The organism is Alteromonas sp. D210916BOD_24 (assembly GCF_047159385.1).
Lineage (GTDB): Bacteria > Pseudomonadota > Gammaproteobacteria > Enterobacterales > Alteromonadaceae > Alteromonas.
This window is the reverse complement of record NZ_AP038333.1, coordinates 280,923-301,846: the sequence shown is the minus strand read 5'-3', so window position 1 is coordinate 301,846 and position 20,924 is coordinate 280,923. Positions and strand designations below refer to the sequence as shown.

Genomic DNA, 20,924 nt, shown 5'->3' with positions numbered 1-20,924 from the left:
GCTGCTTGCTGCTTTGCACCGTTAGCCACGTCTGCGCTTTTTACCCCTTTTAAGCATACCTGCATTGGGGCGCTGAGGAGCACGGTGTTGCGTAGACATTGCTACCCCAGAGAATTCTTTCATCACTCTGCGATAAACGTCACGCTTAAACGACACAACATTGCGAATAGGGTACCAGTAGCTTACCCATCGCCAGTCATCAAACTCGGGATGACCAGTTTTAAGTACATTGACATCTTTCTCGTTGCATTCAAGCTGCAACAAGAACCACTTTTGTTTTTGTCCAATACAGACAGGGTTGCTACCTTGGCGAATTAATCGCTTTGGCAGTTTATATCTAAGCCAGTTACGGGTAACACTTAAAATAGTGACATCTTTCGGTGTCAGCCCTACTTCCTCGTGAAGCTCGCGGTACATAGCTTGTTCAGCAGATTCCCCTTCATCAATTCCGCCTTGAGGGAACTGCCATGAATGTTGACCATAACGTCTTGCCCAAAATACTTGACCCATTTTGTTGCAAATCACTATGCCCACATTCGCACGGAATCCATCGGCATCTATCACATAGACTCCCGGGCACACTATACTGTTATATGTTTTCATTCTTCCACAAACTATGCTCCAATCATAGTCTTAATGTTCACTCGCGCTTGTCTAATAGGAAATAATCGTTAATTATGCAACCACCTGCACTGCCCCCCTCATCTCCAGAAGCGCTTCTAGCTCGCTGCCACGCTATTGCAGGACTGACATTAGGCGAGCTAGCTGCAATGGCAAATATCGCCATACCCGCCAATTTGCAGCGTCATAAAGGGTGGCCCGGCATGCTTGTCGAAAAATGGTTAGGCGCGACAGCAGGCTCTAAGCCTCAACAGGACTTTCCCGAACTAGGCATAGAGCTTAAAACCATTCCTATAGACAGTAATTTTTCGCCGTTGGAAACCACCTATGTATGTTTCGCTCCCCTGCTAATGCCGCTGGGCATTACTTGGGAGACTTCAAATGTTAGAAATAAATTACAACAGGTACTGTGGTTACCCATAGAAGGAGATAGAGCGATCCCTTTAGCCGAGAGAAGAGTGGCTACGGGGTTTTATTGGCGACCATCTGTAAATGAAGATCAAGTGTTGCGACAGGACTGGGAGGAATTGGTTGAGCAAATAGTCACAGGCCATGTTGAATCTATTACTTCCCGACAAGGGGAAGCGTTGCATATCCGTCCCAAGGCGGCGAATGGCTCAGTACTCACTGAAGCGTTAAATCCCGAGGGTCAACGCATTCAGACACGCCCCAGAGGTTTTTATCTGCGCAAAGCGTTCACTCAACAAATATTGCACAATGCGTTTTATTAAGCACACAAATGTTAATTGTCCTTTTGAAGGTGCTTAACCAGATACTCACTTAAAAATTTCTCTGAAGTAATACCCATTCTTTTCGCCACCGCGGCGAGCTTCGCATCACTCTTTAACAACACGTTTTTGGCATATTCAAGGCGATAGTGAAAAATAAACCGTCGAAAACTTTTTCTTTCAGTTAACTGCAACGCCTGAGCAAGAGCCGTAGGGTCAAGTCCAGCGCCGGCACAAAAGGTTTCCAATGTTAAAAAACGCTGTTTATACGCTTTTGATTCAATGGTGTACCGTTCTGCTTTTGAAATAATACTGCTGATTTCATAAGGCGTGGGTTTTCCCTGTTCGAGCCGTTCGTAATCAAGGGGAGAAGGTGAAGTACGTCGCACGAAGGTAAGCGAAACCAAAACGATCAACAGCGCTACCCCTAGCATAAGATGGTGGAAACTTTCCCAAAAGGGAACCGACAAAAAGCCAAAGGTCGCCGCTGTAACCAGCAAAATACTCATAAAGGCGACTCCCACTAAAGACCCCATTACCCCCGCTAGCCTCGGCATTCGCAAGTTTTTGTAATCGACAGTCTGAGCAGGTAAATAGCGATGGTACATTTGGATGTGTTCGGTAATTAAAATGCCTATCAACAACACACTAAAGCCAGCCGCCAAAGGAGCGACATAGGCAGGCCACAGCAATAAGGGGTGACCCGTTGGTGCCACCTGGAACCATTGTTGTTTTTGGGTTTCGGGGATCAACAACACGCTCATTTGTAATACAGCGGTGACCACAGCGGGTAACCATAATCGCTTACGCGCAGTTACCGCGGAAATAAGGAGTGGTTTGATGGCGCGATAACAACACGTCACCGCAATAACTGCGAACACCTCCGATAAGCCGTACAGGTGAGAAAGATGCGTAGCATTGGCAATACGCAGCCATTCGTCAGTTAAAAACAGCGGCCAGCAAACAAATGCACAACACAACCAACGCTTGCTGGTTAAATTCACTTTAAATGCAAACAAACGAGCCACACCTACTGCCCAAATGACAATAAGCCCTGCCAAAAAGTACTCGTACACCACCGTCATCATTGACAATAACACTCCTTGAACACCCTATTCATCACCAATAAATCTCGCGCTGCATGGCCACCTTGCGGGTGCGTTCCATCACTCGTATCAGGGTTGTCAACTTTTCTGCAGTCCACTTTCGCAGTTCGTCGTGGGAGCCAATGTCGGCTTCATCTATGGATTGTTTCAACATCAACAATGCGTTTAATTCATCGATACCGGTGAGCAAATCTAACCAGGGTGCGCGAAAGTTGCCCCTTTCTTCGACAAATAAATCACCTAACAGAAACCCACTCCACAGCGTTTGTCTCAGCAGTATTTCAACCGAAGAGTAATGCGCTGGCCCCATGGTTTTACTTAACGGCATACTTTGCTGTACCGTTTGCCACCCTTGCGACAGCCATCCCTTAGCGTGTTCTAATACTGAGTGGTCATAACCTGTTGCTGTAGTTTGCCAGGGTTTATTCTGAATTAAGCGGATAGCGTGCAATTTAATATTGGTAGCGTCATTATCAAAAAAGAGCTTATCGGGCTCATGCGCATGCAAAAGCCCAGCTTTGCGCCCCTGAAGATAACTAACCACTGCAGGGTGTTTGCTCAACGTTTTGTAGAACATACTTTTTTTAGAAAGCAAATAGCGCAAGCTTTGTAAGTCATCTTGCCACCCCCACTTCTGGGCGTATGACAACAGTTTTTTATGCAATATCAACATTTCCTGGCATTGCAATACGGGGAGATAAAGCGATACGCTTTGAAGCAACAAACGGATACTTTTAGCCACTTCAGCCAACATTTTAATCGAGCCGCTTTCACAAAAAACGTGTTCGTGATGTTGCCAATGCGCTAGCGCTATTTGCACAGCCCGAACAAAAGCCTCTTCAGTTGAAGTCGTATCTTCAAGTTCAAGAAAATCTGGCAGTGGGTTCACCTTAGCATTGAACCCGTGGAGTAATTGATAGCCTTGAGCAGCCTTTGACACATCACTCAGCCGCACAGCCATATTGTCGTTAATCAGCCCGGCAAGCACGAATAAACTGTCAATTTCCCCTGACACCAATTCCAATTCTATTTCGTTGATAGGTGAGCTGGCTTTATCTGTACTCGCCTCGCCACAATCCAATACCAGTTCCACCACACTGCCCTGGACTTCAACAAGATAGGCATGGCGTGTGAAGTGGGTACTAAATTGTTTGGCCAAAGTGGCATTTTTCGCCGCTATGTCCCATGAAATTGGCCACACAGCACTGTCAAAAAGCGTTAAATCTGGCGTAGATCCGGAAAGGGCGACGTTGTATTCAGAGCGCTTGTGCAGCCCCCCACTCACCACACCATTCGTTTTTAGGGTTTGTTCATACTGCCCGTCATTTCCACGCACCCGAAAACCCATCTTATTAGCCTGAAAATCAAGTTTATCAGTATCGTAATAATCGTTTTCTAAACGCATCTCGCGATGGGAGTTTACTTTAATCTGACGCTTTTCGAAGAAAGGCAATACGTTATGCGTAAATGCATGGTGTGCATCATCACCGGTAACAAATTTTAATTCTATTTCTGACATGGTTGCGCTAAGCACAGCTTGTAATGCTGACACCTTACCTGTGTCAGTGGGTTTTCGCAATGGCTGGACAAGCTCGGGAAGACGACTTGCTCAGTGAGTAATCTTTGCGGCGCCGTTGTAGTGAACCACTCTCGTATGTTGACCTGTGTACGCGCTTTTTTTAATAATAACGTATTCACATATAGAGATTGGTAATCACACTTGCCTTTGGGCCAGCCAAACAATACCATCTCCATGTTTTAAATTCTAAAATTGGACTTTTTATGATTCGAAAGTGGTTAGCAGCAGCCCTTATTGCATGCTCTTTTCCAGCATTTTCGCTACAAGATACCGCAGAGGTAGACGCAACTTCATCACACTACATCAGAGATGATTTGTTTGTGTTTATGCATACAGGCCCGGGCAGAGACTACCGCATTTTAGGATCCGTCAACGCAGGCACCCCAATCACGGTGCTAGAAAAAAACAACGAAGCGAAATTCACTCAGATAACGGACGATGAGGGCCGTACTGGCTGGATAGAAAGTCGTTATGTTTCAGACGCACTTCCTCAAGCACAACGACTTCCTATTATCAGCGAACAACTGGCTGATGCTGAGCGATCCTTACAAGCTGCGCAATCAGATAACGAACAACTTCGTCTGGCTTTAGAGGAAGCCCAACAACACGCAGCATCGCTGTCTTCGACCGTAAAAGAACAAGCAGCTGAAATTCAACGTATTGACGCAAAAATTGAAGGCGCAGAAAAAGAAGAATTGATGACCTGGTTTACACGAGGTGGCATGGTTGCTGGAGCTGGAATTTTACTCGGTGTGTTACTGACCTATTTACCTAAGCGCAAGCGCAGAGGCGACCAGTGGATGTAAACATGCTCTAGTAACACGTGAAGTGAAGCAAAAACGGCGTAGTTAACTTAGTACATTGTGAAAACAGGCCAGATAGCGAAGCATTATCGACATCTGGCCTTTTTTCTACTTATAAAAAGAAAGGCCCCCTTCCTTTATCCTTACTCATCATCTTCCACTAACGTCATCAGCGAGGTATTTCCACCTGACGCTGTCGTGTCGATGCTGATGGTCTTCTCAGTCATTAATCGTTGGATAAGGTTGTCGTTATACTCTGCCGTGATCACTGGTAATATGGCGCCTTCACGGGAAGACAACATTGCCGTGATCCGTGCAGTACGCTCGGTATTTGAGTCCACAACCACACCAGATAAATCCTCATCCATCAACAAAGTATCTAAGTGAGCTAAGCGAGCTACTTGAAACAGTCCTTTCGGCGCCCCCGTTGACTCGAATTTGTTTTGAATTTCCACGGCTTCTTCGTAGAAAATTTCAGAAACCACCGACACCACAGGGTTTCCTGTCGACAACGCGGTGACAATAGACAACAACCAATATTCAAAGGTCACGTCCTTGTCAGCGAAGCACACCAAAATACCTCGTGGTTCTAAATAAAGTTTATTCGACTCCCCCGTAGGCCCTGGTAACGTCTGAGGTTTTGCCAATTTGCGCTCTACACTAGTGAGCTGCTGACGTGCGGTCGCTAAGGTCCGGTTAAGGTCATCGGCCAATTCATCCACAATGTCTACTTTGGCAATTTTAGCCAATAGTTGACGCACCATGGAGATACGGTCATTCAACGGAGTATGACGCCACTGAACTTCCACCGCTTTCGCTTTATCCATCATAACATTTGCGCGTTCAGCAACTTTTTCATCGCCTACCAACGCTGCATCGGTACTGTCTACATCTTCGATATAAGACGGTTTCGGGGTAGCGCGCTCCATCATTAAGCGGGGTAAATAGTTAGGTCCACCCGCTTTTGGTCCGGTGCCTGAAAGTCCTCTGCCGCCAAATGGCTGCACACCAACAATTGCCCCAATCATATTGCGGTTGATATACACGTTACCCGCCCGACTTCTTGCAGCAAGCTCATTGGCGCGCTCTTCAATTCGAGAGTGGATCCCCATGGTAAGACCATATCCAGTACCGTTAATTTGCGCCAACACATTGTCTATGTCTTTTGATTTGAAGCGCACCAAATGCACAACTGGCCCAAATACTTCTTTCTCAAGCACATTAATGTGTTCTATCTCATACAACGTAGGCGCGAAGAAGGTTCCATTTTCAAACCCTGCAGGCATTTCATTGCGGTAAAGCAGTTTACCTTTACCCTCCATATATTGCTGGTGATCGGTAAGACTCTTGAGCGCCTTCTGATCAATTACCGGCCCGACATCTGTGGCCAGTAATGTAGGGTTGCCCACTGTTAACTCTTTCATGGCACCGATCAACATATCAATAATATCATCGGCAATTTCTTCTTGAACGAATAACACGCGTAAAGCAGAACAACGCTGACCGGCACTTTGGAAGCCCGAATGAATGACGTCGTCCACCACCTGCTCAGGTAGCGCAGTAGAGTCAACAATCATACAGTTTTGACCACCGGTTTCGGCAATCAAAGGGACTTGCTCACCTCCCCGTTCAGCCAGAACCTGAGAAATTAAAGTACCTGTTTGGGTAGACCCAGTAAACATAACTGCTTTAATGCGCTCGTCAGGTAATAACGTGTCACCCACGGCCTTACCCGGTGATACAATCAGCTTTAACGCATCTTCGGGAAGTCCCACAGAGTGCATGATATCCACCGCCCGCTTTGCAATGATACTGGTTTGCTCTGCCGGCTTCGCAATGACGGTATTGCCTGTTACCAGCGCGGCCGCAACCTGACCTAAGAATATCGCTAACGGGAAGTTCCAAGGGCTGATACATAGCACCACACCACGAGGTAGTAAGCGCTGATCTTCAGCCAACTCTTGCGCTCTAACTGCATAGTATCGGCAGAAATCAATCGCTTCGCGCACTTCATCAATACTGTCCTGAGCAACTTTGCCGGCTTCGCGCATACAAATAGCGATAAGTTCAGCCATATGGCGTTCAAGTGCATCTGCCGTACGATTAAGAATTTCGGCACGCTCACTCACATCGCGCTTCGACCATGCGTCAAAACCCGCTTCCGCCTCGTCCAATGCTTTGCGCATGTCATCAGGCTGTGCGTAGTAGTGATATCCTACAATATCATTGTGATCAGTAGGACTGACCACCGGGGTCGCACCTTCTGGCACTTCACCAGAGACTTTATAGTACTCTTGCCAACGCTCTAGTTCGTGTTTCAATGCCGTCACGGCATTGGTATCCGTTAGATCTAAACCGCGAGAGTTATCGCGTTCAGGCGCATACAAACCACGGGGAGTTTTTATCAGCTTGTTATAACGTATTTTTAATCGCTGTGTTTTCTCTACCGGATCTTCTAGTAATGATTCAACCGGTTTTTCATCATCCACAATGGCGTTAACAAACGACGAATTCGCACCATTTTCAAGTAGACGGCGAACTAAGTAGGCCAGTAGATCTTCGTGTTCACCTACCGGGGCATAAACACGGCATTGTATTTTGTCCTGAGTAACCACTTGGTCGTAAAGGGTATCGCCCATACCGTGAAGACACTGGAACTCAAATCCGTCTTTGTCATCACCCGCCAATTCCACAATAACAGATGCAGTGTAGGCGTTGTGAGTAGCAAACTGAGGATAGATAGTATCGCGGTATTCAAGGAGACGATTCGCACAAGCGTGATAGGAAACGTCTGTAGAAGATTTTCGAGTAAACACTGGGAACTCTTCTAATCCCGCTTGTTGTGTAAGCTTAATTTCGGTATCCCAGTATGCGCCTTTTACCAGTCGTATCATTAAAGGACGACCCACATCCAAGGTTAGTTCACGTAAGTACTCGATTACGTGGATTGCGCGTTTTTGGTAAGCCTGTACTGCCAGACCAAAACCCGTCCAACCGCTTAAATCTTCATCGCGAAACACCTTTTCAATAATATCGAGAGAAAGTTCAAGCCGATCCGCTTCCTCGGCATCCACTGTAAGGCCAATATCGTATTCTTTAGCCATCATACACAAGGCTTTTAAGCGTGGGGGGATATCTGCCATGGCACGTTCGCGATGCGAAAACTCAAAACGCGGGTGGATAGCTGAGAGTTTTACCGAAATACCCGGTGAGCGTTTAGGGCCACGGCCGTTTGCCGCTTTACCAATCACTTTGATCGCTTTGACATAGGCATCATAATAGCGATCAGCATCACGCATGGTACGTGCACCTTCACCAAGCATGTCATAAGAATACACGTAGCCCTTGGTTTCTTTGTCCTTGGCACGCTCCACTGCGTCTTCAATGGTCTCACCCATGACAAACTGGCGTCCCATCACGCGCATAGCTATATTCATTGCCCGGCGTATCACTGGCTCACCAAGTCTACCCAATGTCTTTTTGAGTAAGCCGAATTGCTCTTTCTTGCGCTTGTCAGCGTAGTTCACCATATTACCAGTGAACAACAGCCCCCACGCTGATGCATTAACAAACAATGAGTCTGAATTCCCCAGGTGCGGGGTCCACTGTCCCTTAGAAAGCTTATCGCGGATCAATTCGTCTTGTGTCGCGCGATCTGGAACACGCAATAACGCTTCGGCTAAGCACATCAGTACCACGCCTTCTGCAGTAGACAATGAGTATTCGTTTAATAGTGCATCTACACCACCGTGCCCTTCTTGCTCGCGGCGAATTTGAAGTACCATTTTTCTGGCCCTTTCCCAGGCACGACTGCGCGCACGCGGGTTAACTTCGGCGATGGGAAGTATTTGATCGACAGCCACCGACTCACTAATGCGATAGTAATCTCTTATGCGCTGACGTAGGGGTGATGTTGTATGAAGTGTGTCGTTAATGAGCATTGCAACCCTTTCATAGAAATAGCTGTAATAAAAAGCGTTCCCGCCGTGAACAAAACCACGGTTACATGGAAGCGGCTAAATAACAAGCAAAGTCGAAACTCTGCTTTCACGCATCGTCCTTCTTTAAACTTTATACTTTTGGTTGAAGATCACGACAGCGCTAAATTTGCGCGGATGGTAGCACACTAAAAAGCTCTGCCAAGCTCTTACCAGCAAAGTTTTCGCAGAAAGTTGATTCAACGAGTTATTCAATGTTTACGTCGCAAAAAAAGAGAGATTAACGGGAAAATCTGTAGTTGGCATTTTGCGCAAATGTTGCTCAAACGGTTTCAAATAACCCCGCTCCTTTTCGACTTTAGTCTCATTATTGCAACTATTTTGAAAATATTTATTAACATTTAACAAAAATAGCCGTTAAAACTAATAGACTGTGAAAAAGCGTCTACACTTAATGAAAAAATAAAAATCACTTACTGGTGGGTATTTGTCTTATGTGGTTAAGAAACTTCAGCTTGATTCAGCGTTTAGGTATTATTGTTGCCTTAATTACGCTGTTATTTGTTTTGCTTACAGCGGTGGTATTGAACCAGCACTATAGCGCGTTAAAATCGAAATCCTATGAAGAAAACAAACACTTAGTTGAAGTTGTTCATACGATGTTAAGTGCCTTTGCTGAACGTACAGACGTCAGTGAAGAGGAAGCAAAGCAACTTGCTTTAAATGCGGTCAAAGCGCTGCGATACGATGGCAGTAATTACTTTTGGATACAGGATCAAACGCCTAGTATGGTCATGCATCCTATTAAACCTGCGTTAGACGGTCAGGATCTACGCAGCTTTAAAGACGGTAATGGTAAAGCGTTCTTCGTAGATATGGCGAAAGCGGTCAAATCCGAAGGTGACGGGTTTGTCGATTACGTGTGGCCACTGCCCGGTAAAGAAGATCCTACAGATAAAATTTCCTACGTAAAAGAATTCAAACCCTGGGGGTGGACGGTCGGGTCGGGTATATACCTGACTAACCTTGAAAGCGACTATGCGCATTTGCGCAACCTTATAATTGTCTTCTGCATCGTAAGTATTTTGTTAGTAATACTACTTATTTACGTCATCGGCGGAAGCATTGTGAAACCGGTTCAAGAAGTTACTGACCGTATGAAGGATATTTCGCAAGGCGAAGGGGATTTGACGCGTTCACTACCGGAGTCAGGACAAGACGAAATTACCCAACTGGCTCGCTACTTCAATGAATACACCGAGAAAATGCGTCAATCTTTGATTGGCATTCGCGAGAATATCAACTCACTGTCGCAGCAGGCAGAACTAGTTGAAAATTCAAGTAAAAACAGTAATTCCCAGGCGCAAACTCAAAACGAGAATATGCTTCAAGTCGCTGCCGCCATGGAAGAGATGACCACGCAGATTAACGATGTGAGCAACAACGCTGATTCTGCTGAAAAAAGCACTAGCAGCGCGCGCACTAATGTTCAAAACGGTGCATCAGTGGTTGACAGCACAGTGAACGATATACGTTCGCTGACATCCGATATAGAAAGCGTCAGTTCAGTAGTGACGGAGCTTGCTGCACAAACTGACAGTATTGGAGCCGTGCTTGACGTTATTCGCGGTATTGCTGAACAAACCAACCTGCTTGCATTAAACGCGGCCATAGAAGCAGCCCGCGCGGGTGAACAAGGTCGAGGGTTCGCAGTGGTTGCAGACGAAGTGCGTACCTTAGCAAGTCGAACCGGTCAGAGTACCGACGAAATTCAGGCCATGATAGAAAAGCTCCAAAGTAACGCCAAAAATGCTGTAGATGCGGTTAAAGTTAGTCAATCTGCGTCAACAAGAACAGTAGATAACGCTATTCAGGCTAACCAAAGCCTGCAAGAAGCTGACAGACTTATGACTGAGATTTCTAATAAGAGTAGTGAGATTGCAAGAGCCACTGAACAGCAGGCTGAAGCGGCGAATGAAGCAAATATGAGAATAAATGCTTTGTCAGGAGCCGCTGATAACAGTTTGCGCACTGCTGATGAGTTGGCTTCAGCAAGTCAGGCATTGCGGGCCAGTTGTTTAGCTATTATGGATATTGCCAACCGATTTAAGCTGTAAACTAACGACGAAGGGGCGACAATCGCCCCTTTCTTTTTGTACTTTCACTTTTCGCATTATTTTCAGCTTTCACGCTGTTGCCCCTGCTTCCCTTTGTTCTCCTTCCTTTTTCAGTGCCACGCGCGGGGTTAGCTGAAATACTTATGTTGTGGAAGAATAAAAGCGAGTACATTACACTGAAAATCCAGCTTGCACCGAATGTGCTTTTTTCTCGATAACCAAACGGCCCATTGTGCGCTTTACAATAATGGCTTTGAATGACAAGGAGTAGACAATGAGTAGTGGTACCAAAGGCAAATCTATTTTCTTATGGGTGCTTGGTTTTTTTGTGTTGCTGTTTCTGGTGTACTTCTTGTTCGCCAATACCATTATCAAGTCAATATTAGCCGCAAAGTTAGGTGAGTCGTATGGCGCCGAGGTTAATATTGAAGAATTAGATCACAGCTTGTTTCCCACTACTGTCACACTGAAAGGCATTTCACTCACCAACCCCACCAAGCCATCTCACAACCAGGTATATGTTGGTGAAGCCTATGCAGATGTTGCGTTAAAACCTTTACTCGACGATCAAGTGATTGTGAATAATCTCAATCTCTTAAAGGTTCAGTTTGATACTGAGCGAGCAACTCCCGGTGAAGTTTACCGCGTACCTGAGCGCTCACTCTCCTTTGATGAAGTTAAAACTAAAGCGAAGGAAGCCATTCCAACTGTAGATGAACTACTTGAACGCAACCCGCTGAAAACGACTGCAGCAATTAATAAAGCGAAAACCACTTACGAAACTTATGGAGTAGAGCTGAAGGATGAGTACGAAGCACTGCCTGACAAGGAACGCATTGACTACTACAAAGCACAGGTAACTCAGTTAAAAGAAACAAATTACAAAGATCCGCAGGCGCTAATTCAAGCGAAATCAGCTTTCGACAACTTAAAAAAAGAAATGCAGGCTGATAAAGCAATGCTCAGTGCATTTACCGATAAAGCGTCCCAAGCCAAACAAGCACTAAGTGAAAGTATTCAGGCGCTTAAACATGCACCTCAAGAAGATTACGCACTGCTTAAAGGTGTCATCGCAGGTGATCAAGCAGCACTGTCGCAAGTGACTTATTTTGTGTTTGGCGATAAGGCCGCCGAATATACTGAATACCTAATGGCAGCGATGCAAATTGTGATGCCGTTGATCCAAGGGGAAGAAAAAAGCACGGCGCCCGCCGATGTCCCCTCAATTCTGGTAAAAGAAGCCAACGTATCGGTATTGTGGCAGAACGAATCTATTACCAGTAAGTGGAACAACATTACCAATGTTCACGAGGTCTTCAATACGCCAACTACGTTTAGCATAGAAGCTGCTGGTGAACTGCTTAAATCATTCACCTCAAATGGTGAATTTTGGATTGATGCCGATGGTATTGATGCGAGTCAAGTATGGCAATTAGCTGGGGTAAATATGTCAGAGATCGCCTTCGGCCAGCACGAAGCCTTAAACGCCGTACTGAAGTCAGCACTGATGAAAACGACAGGTTCAATGGAAGTGACCAATAACATTCTATCCGGCTCAGGTGAGATTGATTTACAACAGCTCGTAATGGAAGCCACTGGCTCAAGTGAAGTCACTCGCGCCATTGCACAGGCTTTGCAGGATTTAACTAGCCTAAATATGACAATGTTGTTAGCGGGCACATTATCCAACCCTGACTTCAATATTAAGTCTGATCTTGACAACAAATTGGCCCAAGCCGCACTCTCACAATTGACGGCAAGCCAACAAGACAAACTTGACGAGCTTAATACTAAGCTCAATAACATGATCAGTGGCGAACAAGCCTTACTTTCAGGCGAGTTGGTGGATATAACAAGTATGCTAAACGCGGCGCAAGGTGATAGTGAAGCGTTGCAAGCGTTGTTGCAGACACAACTGAATAATGTCGTGGAACAACAGAAAAATAAGTTATTGGACAAATTAAAGGGTAAATTAGGTCAAGGGGAATAAAGGTTCTTTGACTCGAGGATGCTTCGCGGCATAATAAGACGTGGCAGAGGCCAACGGCCTCTGCATTTTTCCACTTAACCACAAATGTCAGGTGAATCTGTGTTACAAGGCAAATGGCTTCCCATCGTATTGATAGTGCTTTTAGGGTTACTACAATACCGACTGTGGTTTGGAAAAAACAGTATTCCCGATTACTTCAGCCGCAAACAAGAAGTTCATACACAAGCCCTCCAAAATGCCAATTTAGCGCAACGTAACGCCTTACTTAACGCTGATATTAGCGATTTAAAAATAGGTCTCGAAGCTATTGAAGAGCGCGCTCGAAACGAACTGGGCCTGATTAAAAAGGGAGAAACCTTTTACCGAATACTGCCAGCAGAAACTAAGTGAAAAATATGACAACGCCCCGCGTAGTTGCGGTTATCCCCGCAGCCGGAGTTGGTAGCCGTATGCAAGCCGACCGTCCCAAACAGTACCTCAACCTCGCCAACAAAACCATTCTTGAGCATACTATCGATGCGTTGCTCAACCATGAAAAAATTGATGACGTAATCGTGGCTATTAGTCCCCAAGACACGTACTTCGAGCGCCTTGGTTTACACAAGCTGCCAATAACGGTAGTTACAGGAGGAGCCGAACGGGCCGATAGTGTGTTGAGTGGGCTTAACACACTTAATGACAATGACTGGGCGTTAGTTCACGATGCGGCAAGACCCTGTATAAGCGATGAGGATATCACGGCTTTGCTTCACATAATGTGTAATGCGCATGTTGTGGGTGGTATCCTGGCAACACCTGTACGCGATACAATGAAACGCGTACTCGCTAGCGACTCTCCGTCCCAGCCAACCCAAACTGGTAATCTACACGTAATTTCCCATACCGAAGACAGAAACGGCTTGTGGCATGCGCTAACGCCTCAGTTATTTCCTGCGCGGTTACTCAAGCAAGCGCTTAAAGAAGGGCTAAGTCGGGGGGAAACCATTACAGATGAAGCATCAGCGATGGAATTAGCCGGCTATAAAGTGGCAATGGTTCCGGGCAGTCCCGCTAATATTAAAGTGACCCATCCGGCAGACTTACCCCTAGCAGAATTTTATCTTCAGCAAAAATTTCAATCGCTTTCTAATAAAGCATTAACTAAGAAGGCACAATCACAATGCGAATAGGACATGGATTTGACGTTCATAAATTTGGTGGGGAAGGTCCCATTATTATCGGTGGTGTTGCCATAGAATACGAACAAGGTTTAGTGGCTCATTCAGATGGCGACGTGCTGCTTCACGCGCTATGCGACGCCCTGCTCGGCGCAGCTGCATTAGGTGATATTGGCAAACACTTCCCAGATACTGACGATGCATACGCCGGTGCAGATAGCCGTGTATTATTGCGACATGTCATACAAGTCATTAAAGAGAAAGGTTACAAACTCAGTAATGCCGACATGACCATTGTGGCACAGGCCCCCAAAATGGCTCCGCACATTGCAGCCATGCGCCAAATTATTGCGCAAGATTGCACAGTTAACCTAGACGACATTAATGTTAAAGCGACGACCACTGAAAAACTGGGTTACACGGGACGCAAAGAAGGTATTGCCTCTCATGCCGTTGTCTTACTGGAAAAAATATGAAGCCGTTACATACAGATCATTGGCAATACTATTACGCAAAACCCGTTTCCACAGGCATTTTTAAATTCCAGGCTGAAGATTTTCAAGTGGTGGAAGATTTAGGTTATGAACCCTGTGGTGAAGGTGAACACCAATTTGTCTTTATTGAAAAAATCAATACCAATACCGCATTTGTAGCTGAACAACTGGCGCGATTCGTTAAACTCCCTCTTCGTCAAATTACCTATGCAGGCAGAAAAGACAAATATGCTGTGACGCAACAATGGTTTGGGATCCATGCTCCGGGTAAGCCAGATTTTGATTTCAGTTCTTTCGACCTTGAAGGCGTGAGGGTATTAAAGCAAGTTCGCCACAATAGAAAATTGCGTACCGGTCAGTTAAAAGGCAATCACTTTACTATTACCCTACGCCAGGTTCTTCATCCAGAAGCCATTGAAGAACGCCTGCAAGACATTGCTCAGCAGGGTGTTCCCAACTATTACGGCGAGCAACGGTTCGGTGTCATGCGCTTAAATGAGATGGGTGAAGTACAGCGAGGTGGTAACTTAGTTATGGCGGAGCGTATGGTAAATGGCGAGACCATACGGCATAGGAACAAGCGTTCGATGGCCCTTTCTGCGCTGAGAAGCTGGTTGTTTAACGAGATGCTGTCTGCGCGTTTAGCTCAGGGGCAATTCGATACCGTGCTAGATGGCGATGCGCTCATGTTAACCGGTTCAAATAGCTTTTTCATTCACTCTTCAGGTGGTGAAAAGGAAAGTAAAGAACAGCAAGACGCGCAACACAGGTACGATACAAAGGATATCTGCCCTTCAGCACCACTGTGGGGTAAAGGGGAATTGCCAACTCGTGCGACAGCCTTTAGTCTAGAACAAAATGTCGCCAACACGAATAGTGAAGTGATTGATTTTCTGAGCCAATGTGGTTTCGAGCAAGAGCGCAGGGCGATAAAAATATGGCCGTCCCAATTACAGTGGCAGAGTAAGGGCGATACCTTTACTGTTTCTTTTTCACTGCCCAGTGGCTGTTTTGCGACGTCAGTACTAAGGGAATGCGTGGAAACACTATCTCCTATTAATAGAGTATAGGTTAGGTGGTGCTAGCAAAGTCCTCTTCTCAGAGATAAGAGAGGGCTTGCCGTGCTCGCTAAACATGACGGCGTAATAAAATACAGATAATATAACCGTGCGAGTTACAACAATATCATTCCGCTTAGCGGTAAATAAGAATAAAGGAAAGTACGCAACATTATGAGAGCTTCTAGAAAAGGAGACGCATTAGCACAGCTGCTTTACAACGACGGTATCCGTTCGCAAGCTGTATTAAATGCCATTGCTGGTACGCCCCGGGAAGCCTTTTTACCGGATGCGTTAAAGCATAAAGCCTACCAGAATACAGCTTTACCTATTGGTCAGGGACAAACTATTTCTCAGCCTTATATTGTTGCTAAAATGACTGAATTGCTGCTAGATAGCCCAAACAAGCCCGAAAAAGTGCTAGAGATTGGCACTGGCTCAGGTTATCAAACGGCGATCCTTGCTCAGTTATTTTCTAAAGTTTTTAGCGTAGAACGCATCAAATCGCTGCAGTTTCAAGCCAAACGCCGCATGAATCAACTCGACCTCCACAATATCGCCATGAAGCATGGCGATGGCTGGAAGGGTTGGGAATCGAAAGGCCCCTACGATGCCATCATTGTCACGGCTGCCGCTGCAACTCTTCCTCAGGATCTTTGTGATCAACTAAAGGAAGGGGGACGTTTAATTATACCCGTAGGTAACGAGCAGCAATCGTTACTGTGCATAGACCGCGTAGAAGGCGAGTTAAAAACCTCTACCATTGAATCAGTAAGGTTTGTCCCACTGGTTGCAGGAGAACTGATGTGAAGCTATTTGAGCCTTGCTATGACATGGCTTTGCGTTGGGCCAGACACCCTCACGCTACCCGATACTTAGGTGGTTTAAGTTTTTCAGAGTCCGTTTTTTTTCCCATACCACCCGATGTCATGCTTGCGCCCATGGCGCTTTCTCAGCCGGATAAAGCATGGCGATATGCGCTTATTACCACTTTTGCGTCTATTTTTGGCGGGATCGCGGGATATTGGTTAGGCTATTTTGCCTTCGATGCCTGGCTTGCACCACTGATCGACAGCTGGGGATATTCAGCCAAAATTGAAATGGCTATGCAATGGTTTAAAGACTATGGTGTGTGGGTGGTGTTTTTAGCTGGCTTCTCCCCCATTCCGTATAAAATTTTTACTGTGAGCGCAGGTTTTCTGCAAATGGCGTTTTTACCATTCATTGTCGCCTCTGCTATTGGACGAGGGGCTCGATTCTTTCTGGTGGCCGGACTAATGAAATGGGGTGGAGCTGCCATGGAACAAAAGCTCCGGCAATATGTGGAAGTGCTCGGCTGGGCAGTGGTTGTGCTTGCCATTGTCGCCTACCTCCTATTGAGGTGACATGAGACGGCAATGGAGCTACGCCGCGGTTTTAAGTTGTTTCTTGCTACACGGATGTGCAGGCAGAAGTGTGCCTGCCCCGGTTATATTGCTCAATAGTCAAGTCAGCGATGGCAGTGAGGAATATCACGACGACACCTACAAAGTGCAACCCGGAGATACCCTTTATGCTGTCGCTTGGTACACCGGCAACGACTATCGTGACATAGCGAAATACAACCAGTTATCAGCGCCTTACACCATTTTCCCCGGCCAAGTATTGCGCGTTACAAAGCCCAACAATAGCGTTTCATCCCCTACTATTCGTAAGACTACTCCCCCCCCACCAACAGGTCTGACCTCTTCAAATGTAGACAAAAGTTTGGTTGACCGTAAAAAAACTCAGGCGTATCGTGAAAGTGAAAAAATTGTTAAACCCAAGATTGGGACTCGGGTAAAAAAGCCAGTTGAAAGCGCTCAACGCCAAGCGCCAACAAGCTTTCCAGAAAAAGTTCAGAAATGGGTATGGCCTGCCGATGGTAAACTGACAGACACGTTTAGCAGAGCAGAGTCAGGCAATAAAGGAATAGATATCGCTGGTACTAGAGGCAGTAGTGTCGTAGCAGCAGCGAATGGCAAAGTTGTTTATTCAGGGAATGCACTAAGAGGCTACGGTAATTTAGTCATTATTAAACATACCGACACATTCTTAAGTGCCTACGCGTATAACGACACCATTTTAGTCAAAGAACGGGAATGGGTGTCGGCGGGGCAAAAAATTGCAACCATGGGTAACAGCGGCACAGATTCGGTAAAACTTCATTTTGAAGTTAGGTATCGAGGGAAATCCTTAGACCCCTTAAAGTACCTGCCACCATTAAAATAATAACAATAAATAAAAATAAGAAAGGACAAAGGAGAAACGTCATAAGGTAAACCTTGTAGCAGGAGATTCACCATGGGTAAATCAACGAAAGCCTTAGGATCAAAATCGCAGGATGATTTAGATGTCATCGATATGCCAGCTGATATGAAAGCTGACGACACCTTAGTTAACGACGAAGAATTGGACAACGATGATGCCATATTCAGTCAAGACGACCAGCCCAAAAACCTAGACGCCACACAGCTGTATCTAGGCGAAATTGGATTTTCACCACTGCTTACCGCAGAGGAAGAAGTCTATTTTGCTCGCCGTTCTCTGAAAGGATGCGAAGCCTCTCGCAAACGCATGATAGTCAGCAACCTTCGCTTAGTAGTGAAAATTGCACGCCGATACAACAACCGAGGTTTAGCCCTACTCGACTTAATTGAAGAGGGAAATCTAGGCCTTATTCGCGCAGTAGAAAAGTTCGATCCCGAGCGAGGGTTCCGCTTTTCAACTTATGCAACGTGGTGGATTAGACAAACCATCGAACGGGCCATTATGAATCAGACAAGAACCATCCGTCTGCCTATTCATGTGGTAAAAGAGTTGAACGTATACCTGCGCGCTTCCCGTGAATTGTCGCAGAAGTTAGATCACGAGCCTACTGCCGAGGAGATTGCTGCGGCACTCGATAAGCCGGTTGAAGATGTCACCAAAATGCTGCGCCTTAATGAACGTATCACATCAGTTGATACACCCATTGGCGGCGAAAACGATAAAGCTCTGCTAGATATCATTGCTGACGATAAAGAGTTCAGCCCTGAAGAAAGCTTACAAGACTCGGATATTAAAAGTAATATTATCACGTGGCTTGAAGAACTTAATCCCAAGCAGCGCGAAGTATTAGCAAGACGTTTTGGGTTAATGGGTTATGAGCCTTCAACCCTTGAAGATGTCGGTGCAGAAATTGGTTTGACCCGTGAACGGGTTCGCCAAATTCAAGTTGAAGCCCTACGTCGACTTCGCGATATGCTCGGTCATCAAGGTCTTTCACTGGAAAACTTGTTCGACCAAATGAAATAATCCGCTTTAAACAGTGGTATCGTAAAAACGCCAGCTTGCTGGCGTTTTTTTGTTTTACGCTGTTCAAATAAAGGCATTACAGAGCTACACATGCCGCGCTGTAAAATAGCTGCCCATCAGGCGAAGCCATATCATCTCATAACAAGGCATAACGCGAGTGTTGTTACGCTCGCTTTAGCGTAACAAAAGTGTACTGATAGGGATTTTTATCGTCACTTTGATGGACTTCTCGCTCAACCTCTTCCCATTTTGCAGCTGCGTGATAATCTGGAAACTGCGTGTCACCATTCACCGTTAAATCAATAAAGGTAAGGTATAACGTATCAGCGCGGTCAAGAAACGCCTGATAAATAGTACCACCACCAATGATCATTACCTCATCTTGCTCGGCATTAAGTGCTTTAGCCACTTCTAATGCTGATTCAGGGCAATCAACTACCGTCGCATCAGACAAACTGTATTCAGCATTTTGAGTAATAACGATATTAGGTCTTCCAGGTAAGGCTTTTCCAATGGACTCATATGTTTTACGACCCATTATTACCGCTTTCCCCATGGTCACGGCCTTAAAGTGTTTTAAATCAGCAGGAAGATGCCAGGGCATATCATTGTCAGCGCCAATAATTCTGTTATTCGCCATGGCAGCAATCATCGCTATTTTCATTGTGGTTTTACCTTACTGCTTTTGTGGATGTGTGCTAGTGCAGACAAGTATTATGCTAGATGCGCTTGCAATGAGCAAAACTTAACATCGCCTTTGAACAACTATCCTTTGCAAGGCTCTTTAAAACTGTCTTAGTAACAATTCTTGCCTCACCACACAAATAAAAACAATTATCATTTGCATTATTTATGTTATTAATCTAGTGTGAAACAAGGAGGTAGATATTATGCAGACTACGCAAATAAGTTATTTATGCCCTAAGCACACCGACTGGGTTTATAACAACCCCCAGCAGTCATTACACGTGATGGCCCGAGATGAAATGCAAGGCACCATGCTGATGCACAACGGTCAGTATAGTGAAGCTATCCCTTATCTAGGCTGTGCTTTTGATATTGCGGTGATATTGCTTGAAGTTGATGGCGGTGAAAACAGCGCGATGGCAAACAAAATAATGGCGCTCACCAGCCTGCTTGAAGAAACCTACTTTCATTTGAAATTACCCCATTACCGCCACGCTATTGTAGACCGTGCTAGTGCTGTCATAAACGCATCTAATACGGTTGTAAATAACACAGCTTCATTGCGTTTCGCGGTCTAATTTGAGGTGTGATCATGAACTTTTCTCACTCAACAAGTTTATTGAAACAAGATCACATTACAGAAACTCACTTCGACCAAAAGTTTGAGCTATGGGAGAAAATTATAATCGGCGGGAATCTGTGCTATGAAAAAGGTCAGGTATTAACCGCGTTAGGCGCTTATTCCCAAGCGATTGCCGTAGCAAAGGAGTTGATTAACATTGCGCCATGCAATCGCAAATCACTCACTGCACTTATTACGAGTTTTCACAATCGTTCAGATGTGTACCTTTACTATCACCAAAGTAATGAAACACAGTTGGCGTTGAGCCTAGCCTATGACTCTATTAGGCAAGCCGAGCAAGCCATTGAAGAAATAGAACGTCGTTATGTAAACAACATTGATGTGATGCGTCTCGCCTCCATAGCACGGCAACAGCGACTTCTGTTTGTCAAAAGACATCCAAATTATTCTGAAATATATGGCCCCCATTTGCAACAAAACCACGAAAAGCAACGTGCTATCCACTAGTACTTAACCACAACACTATCAGGAGAATTCATGAAAGCTACTCTTAAACGACCAGCACTCGCATTATCAGCAACACTGTTCAGTTCAGCATCGTTTGCACATGCGGGTCACGATCACAGTCATTGGACAAGCAATTTTATGCACATCTTGTTTTATGCCTCATTAGTGGCTGGTGCTGCTGCATGTGGTTATGCAGCCTATAAGTACTTCAGTGCAAAAAAAAGAACAGTTAAGTAAGGAA

The 20,924-nt window shown here is 45.5% G+C and carries 20 protein-coding genes; 15 read left to right on the top strand and 5 right to left on the bottom strand.

The window, feature by feature from the left end; genetic code table 11:
* Positions 1–21: 21 nt before the first annotated feature.
* Positions 22–564, bottom strand: coding sequence for an RNA pyrophosphohydrolase (rppH, locus tag ACMCM8_RS01375; RefSeq protein ID WP_412727574.1), 543 nt, complete (start codon positions 562–564; stop codon positions 22–24).
* 113 nt (positions 565–677) lie between these two features.
* Between rppH and mutH the strand changes: the two genes are divergently transcribed.
* Positions 678–1,352 (top strand): DNA mismatch repair endonuclease MutH, encoded by a 675-nt coding sequence (gene mutH, locus ACMCM8_RS01370; RefSeq protein ID WP_412724707.1) that lies wholly within the window; start codon positions 678–680, stop codon positions 1,350–1,352.
* Between the two features lie 11 nt (positions 1,353–1,363).
* Here the strand turns inward: mutH and ACMCM8_RS01365 are convergent, their stop codons facing one another.
* Together ACMCM8_RS01365 and ACMCM8_RS01360 are read right to left on the bottom strand one after the other, a co-directional pair.
* Positions 1,364–2,437 carry a helix-turn-helix domain-containing protein gene (locus tag ACMCM8_RS01365; protein WP_412724705.1) on the bottom strand — a complete coding sequence of 358 codons (1,074 nt, stop codon included), beginning with the start codon at positions 2,435–2,437 and terminating at the stop codon, positions 1,364–1,366.
* Between the two features lie 31 nt (positions 2,438–2,468).
* Positions 2,469–3,974: an inorganic triphosphatase gene (locus ACMCM8_RS01360; RefSeq protein ID WP_412727572.1), complete on the bottom strand. Its 1,506-nt coding sequence runs from the start codon at positions 3,972–3,974 to the stop codon at positions 2,469–2,471.
* Between the two features lie 263 nt (positions 3,975–4,237).
* Between ACMCM8_RS01360 and ACMCM8_RS01355 the strand changes: the two genes are divergently transcribed.
* Positions 4,238–4,840: a TIGR04211 family SH3 domain-containing protein gene (locus tag ACMCM8_RS01355; RefSeq protein WP_412724703.1), complete on the top strand. Its 603-nt coding sequence runs from the start codon at positions 4,238–4,240 to the stop codon at positions 4,838–4,840.
* 140 nt (positions 4,841–4,980) lie between these two features.
* Here ACMCM8_RS01355 and putA read toward each other — a convergent pair whose 3' ends face one another.
* On the bottom strand, positions 4,981–8,778 hold the full coding sequence (gene putA, locus ACMCM8_RS01350; RefSeq protein WP_412724701.1) for a bifunctional proline dehydrogenase/L-glutamate gamma-semialdehyde dehydrogenase PutA: 3,798 nt from the start codon (positions 8,776–8,778) through the stop codon (positions 4,981–4,983).
* Between the two features lie 491 nt (positions 8,779–9,269).
* Between putA and ACMCM8_RS01345 the strand changes: the two genes are divergently transcribed.
* The 10 genes from ACMCM8_RS01345 to rpoS all read left to right on the top strand — a co-directional run bounded on the left by ACMCM8_RS01345 (position 9,270) and on the right by rpoS (position 18,906).
* Positions 9,270–10,892, top strand: a complete 1,623-nt coding sequence (locus ACMCM8_RS01345) for a methyl-accepting chemotaxis protein (RefSeq protein ID WP_412724699.1) — start codon at positions 9,270–9,272, stop codon at positions 10,890–10,892.
* 274 nt (positions 10,893–11,166) lie between these two features.
* Positions 11,167–12,882 carry a TIGR03545 family protein gene (locus ACMCM8_RS01340; RefSeq protein ID WP_412724697.1) on the top strand — a complete coding sequence of 572 codons (1,716 nt, stop codon included), beginning with the start codon at positions 11,167–11,169 and terminating at the stop codon, positions 12,880–12,882.
* A gap of 99 nt (positions 12,883–12,981) precedes the next feature.
* On the top strand, positions 12,982–13,272 hold the full coding sequence (gene ftsB / locus ACMCM8_RS01335; protein WP_412724695.1) for a cell division protein FtsB: 291 nt from the start codon (positions 12,982–12,984) through the stop codon (positions 13,270–13,272).
* 5 nt (positions 13,273–13,277) lie between these two features.
* On the top strand, positions 13,278–14,051 hold the full coding sequence (gene ispD, locus ACMCM8_RS01330) for a 2-C-methyl-D-erythritol 4-phosphate cytidylyltransferase (RefSeq protein WP_412724693.1): 774 nt from the start codon (positions 13,278–13,280) through the stop codon (positions 14,049–14,051).
* Positions 14,042–14,515: a 2-C-methyl-D-erythritol 2,4-cyclodiphosphate synthase gene (gene ispF / locus ACMCM8_RS01325; RefSeq protein ID WP_412724691.1), complete on the top strand. Its 474-nt coding sequence runs from the start codon at positions 14,042–14,044 to the stop codon at positions 14,513–14,515. Before ispD ends, ispF begins: the two co-directional genes overlap by 10 nt.
* Positions 14,512–15,603 (top strand): tRNA pseudouridine(13) synthase TruD, encoded by a 1,092-nt coding sequence (gene truD / locus ACMCM8_RS01320; protein WP_412724689.1) that lies wholly within the window; start codon positions 14,512–14,514, stop codon positions 15,601–15,603. Before ispF ends, truD begins: the two co-directional genes overlap by 4 nt.
* A 162-nt stretch (positions 15,604–15,765) precedes the next feature.
* On the top strand, positions 15,766–16,401 hold the full coding sequence (locus ACMCM8_RS01315) for a protein-L-isoaspartate(D-aspartate) O-methyltransferase (protein ID WP_412724687.1): 636 nt from the start codon (positions 15,766–15,768) through the stop codon (positions 16,399–16,401).
* The gene (locus ACMCM8_RS01310; protein ID WP_412724685.1) at positions 16,398–16,976 is read left to right on the top strand and encodes a YqaA family protein; all 579 of its coding nucleotides are present in this window, start codon (positions 16,398–16,400) and stop codon (positions 16,974–16,976) included. Before ACMCM8_RS01315 ends, ACMCM8_RS01310 begins: the two co-directional genes overlap by 4 nt.
* Position 16,977: 1 nt before the next feature.
* Entirely contained in the window at positions 16,978–17,841 is an 864-nt protein-coding gene (locus tag ACMCM8_RS01305) for a peptidoglycan DD-metalloendopeptidase family protein (protein ID WP_412724683.1), read from the top strand.
* Positions 17,842–17,913: 72 nt separating this feature from the next.
* Positions 17,914–18,906, top strand: coding sequence for an RNA polymerase sigma factor RpoS (rpoS, locus tag ACMCM8_RS01300; RefSeq protein ID WP_412724681.1), 993 nt, complete (start codon positions 17,914–17,916; stop codon positions 18,904–18,906).
* Positions 18,907–19,069: 163 nt separating this feature from the next.
* On the opposite strand, the gene folA is transcribed toward rpoS, so the two are convergent.
* Positions 19,070–19,570, bottom strand: a complete 501-nt coding sequence (gene folA / locus ACMCM8_RS01295; protein ID WP_412724679.1) for a type 3 dihydrofolate reductase — start codon at positions 19,568–19,570, stop codon at positions 19,070–19,072.
* Positions 19,571–19,796: 226 nt separating this feature from the next.
* Here folA and ACMCM8_RS01290 point away from each other — a divergent pair, with 226 nt between their 5' ends.
* From ACMCM8_RS01290 to ACMCM8_RS01280, 3 genes are read left to right on the top strand one after another with little or no spacing between them, the layout of a single operon-like run.
* Complete coding sequence (locus tag ACMCM8_RS01290) at positions 19,797–20,171, top strand: hypothetical protein (RefSeq protein ID WP_412724677.1); 375 nt, start codon at positions 19,797–19,799, stop codon at positions 20,169–20,171.
* A 14-nt stretch (positions 20,172–20,185) separates the two neighbouring features.
* A complete protein-coding gene (locus tag ACMCM8_RS01285; RefSeq protein ID WP_412724675.1) occupies positions 20,186–20,683 on the top strand; it encodes a hypothetical protein in 498 nt (165 codons plus the stop codon).
* Positions 20,684–20,713: 30 nt separating this feature from the next.
* Positions 20,714–20,920 carry a hypothetical protein gene (locus tag ACMCM8_RS01280; protein ID WP_412724673.1) on the top strand — a complete coding sequence of 69 codons (207 nt, stop codon included), beginning with the start codon at positions 20,714–20,716 and terminating at the stop codon, positions 20,918–20,920.
* Positions 20,921–20,924 lie beyond the last annotated feature (4 nt).

Bases quoted from the DNA above. Each gene is read 5' to 3' on its own strand.
- ispD (WP_412724693.1), top strand. From the start codon at position 13,278: ATGACAACGCCCCGCGTAGTTGCGGTTATCCCCGCAGCCGGAGTTGGT.
- ACMCM8_RS01305 (WP_412724683.1), top strand. From the start codon at position 16,978: ATGAGACGGCAATGGAGCTACGCCGCGGTTTTAAGTTGTTTCTTGCTA.
- ACMCM8_RS01290 (WP_412724677.1), top strand. From the start codon at position 19,797: ATGCAGACTACGCAAATAAGTTATTTATGCCCTAAGCACACCGACTGG.
- rpoS (WP_412724681.1), top strand. From the start codon at position 17,914: ATGGGTAAATCAACGAAAGCCTTAGGATCAAAATCGCAGGATGATTTA.
- ACMCM8_RS01360 (WP_412727572.1), bottom strand. From the start codon at position 3,974: ATGTCAGAAATAGAATTAAAATTTGTTACCGGTGATGATGCACACCAT.
- folA (WP_412724679.1), bottom strand. From the start codon at position 19,570: ATGAAAATAGCGATGATTGCTGCCATGGCGAATAACAGAATTATTGGC.
- ACMCM8_RS01365 (WP_412724705.1), bottom strand. From the start codon at position 2,437: ATGATGACGGTGGTGTACGAGTACTTTTTGGCAGGGCTTATTGTCATT.
- truD (WP_412724689.1), top strand. From the start codon at position 14,512: ATGAAGCCGTTACATACAGATCATTGGCAATACTATTACGCAAAACCC.
- ACMCM8_RS01340 (WP_412724697.1), top strand. From the start codon at position 11,167: ATGAGTAGTGGTACCAAAGGCAAATCTATTTTCTTATGGGTGCTTGGT.
- putA (WP_412724701.1), bottom strand. From the start codon at position 8,778: ATGCTCATTAACGACACACTTCATACAACATCACCCCTACGTCAGCGC.
- ACMCM8_RS01315 (WP_412724687.1), top strand. From the start codon at position 15,766: ATGAGAGCTTCTAGAAAAGGAGACGCATTAGCACAGCTGCTTTACAAC.
- ACMCM8_RS01285 (WP_412724675.1), top strand. From the start codon at position 20,186: ATGAACTTTTCTCACTCAACAAGTTTATTGAAACAAGATCACATTACA.
- ACMCM8_RS01280 (WP_412724673.1), top strand. From the start codon at position 20,714: ATGAAAGCTACTCTTAAACGACCAGCACTCGCATTATCAGCAACACTG.
- mutH (WP_412724707.1), top strand. From the start codon at position 678: ATGCAACCACCTGCACTGCCCCCCTCATCTCCAGAAGCGCTTCTAGCT.
- ACMCM8_RS01355 (WP_412724703.1), top strand. From the start codon at position 4,238: ATGATTCGAAAGTGGTTAGCAGCAGCCCTTATTGCATGCTCTTTTCCA.
- ispF (WP_412724691.1), top strand. From the start codon at position 14,042: ATGCGAATAGGACATGGATTTGACGTTCATAAATTTGGTGGGGAAGGT.
- ACMCM8_RS01345 (WP_412724699.1), top strand. From the start codon at position 9,270: ATGTGGTTAAGAAACTTCAGCTTGATTCAGCGTTTAGGTATTATTGTT.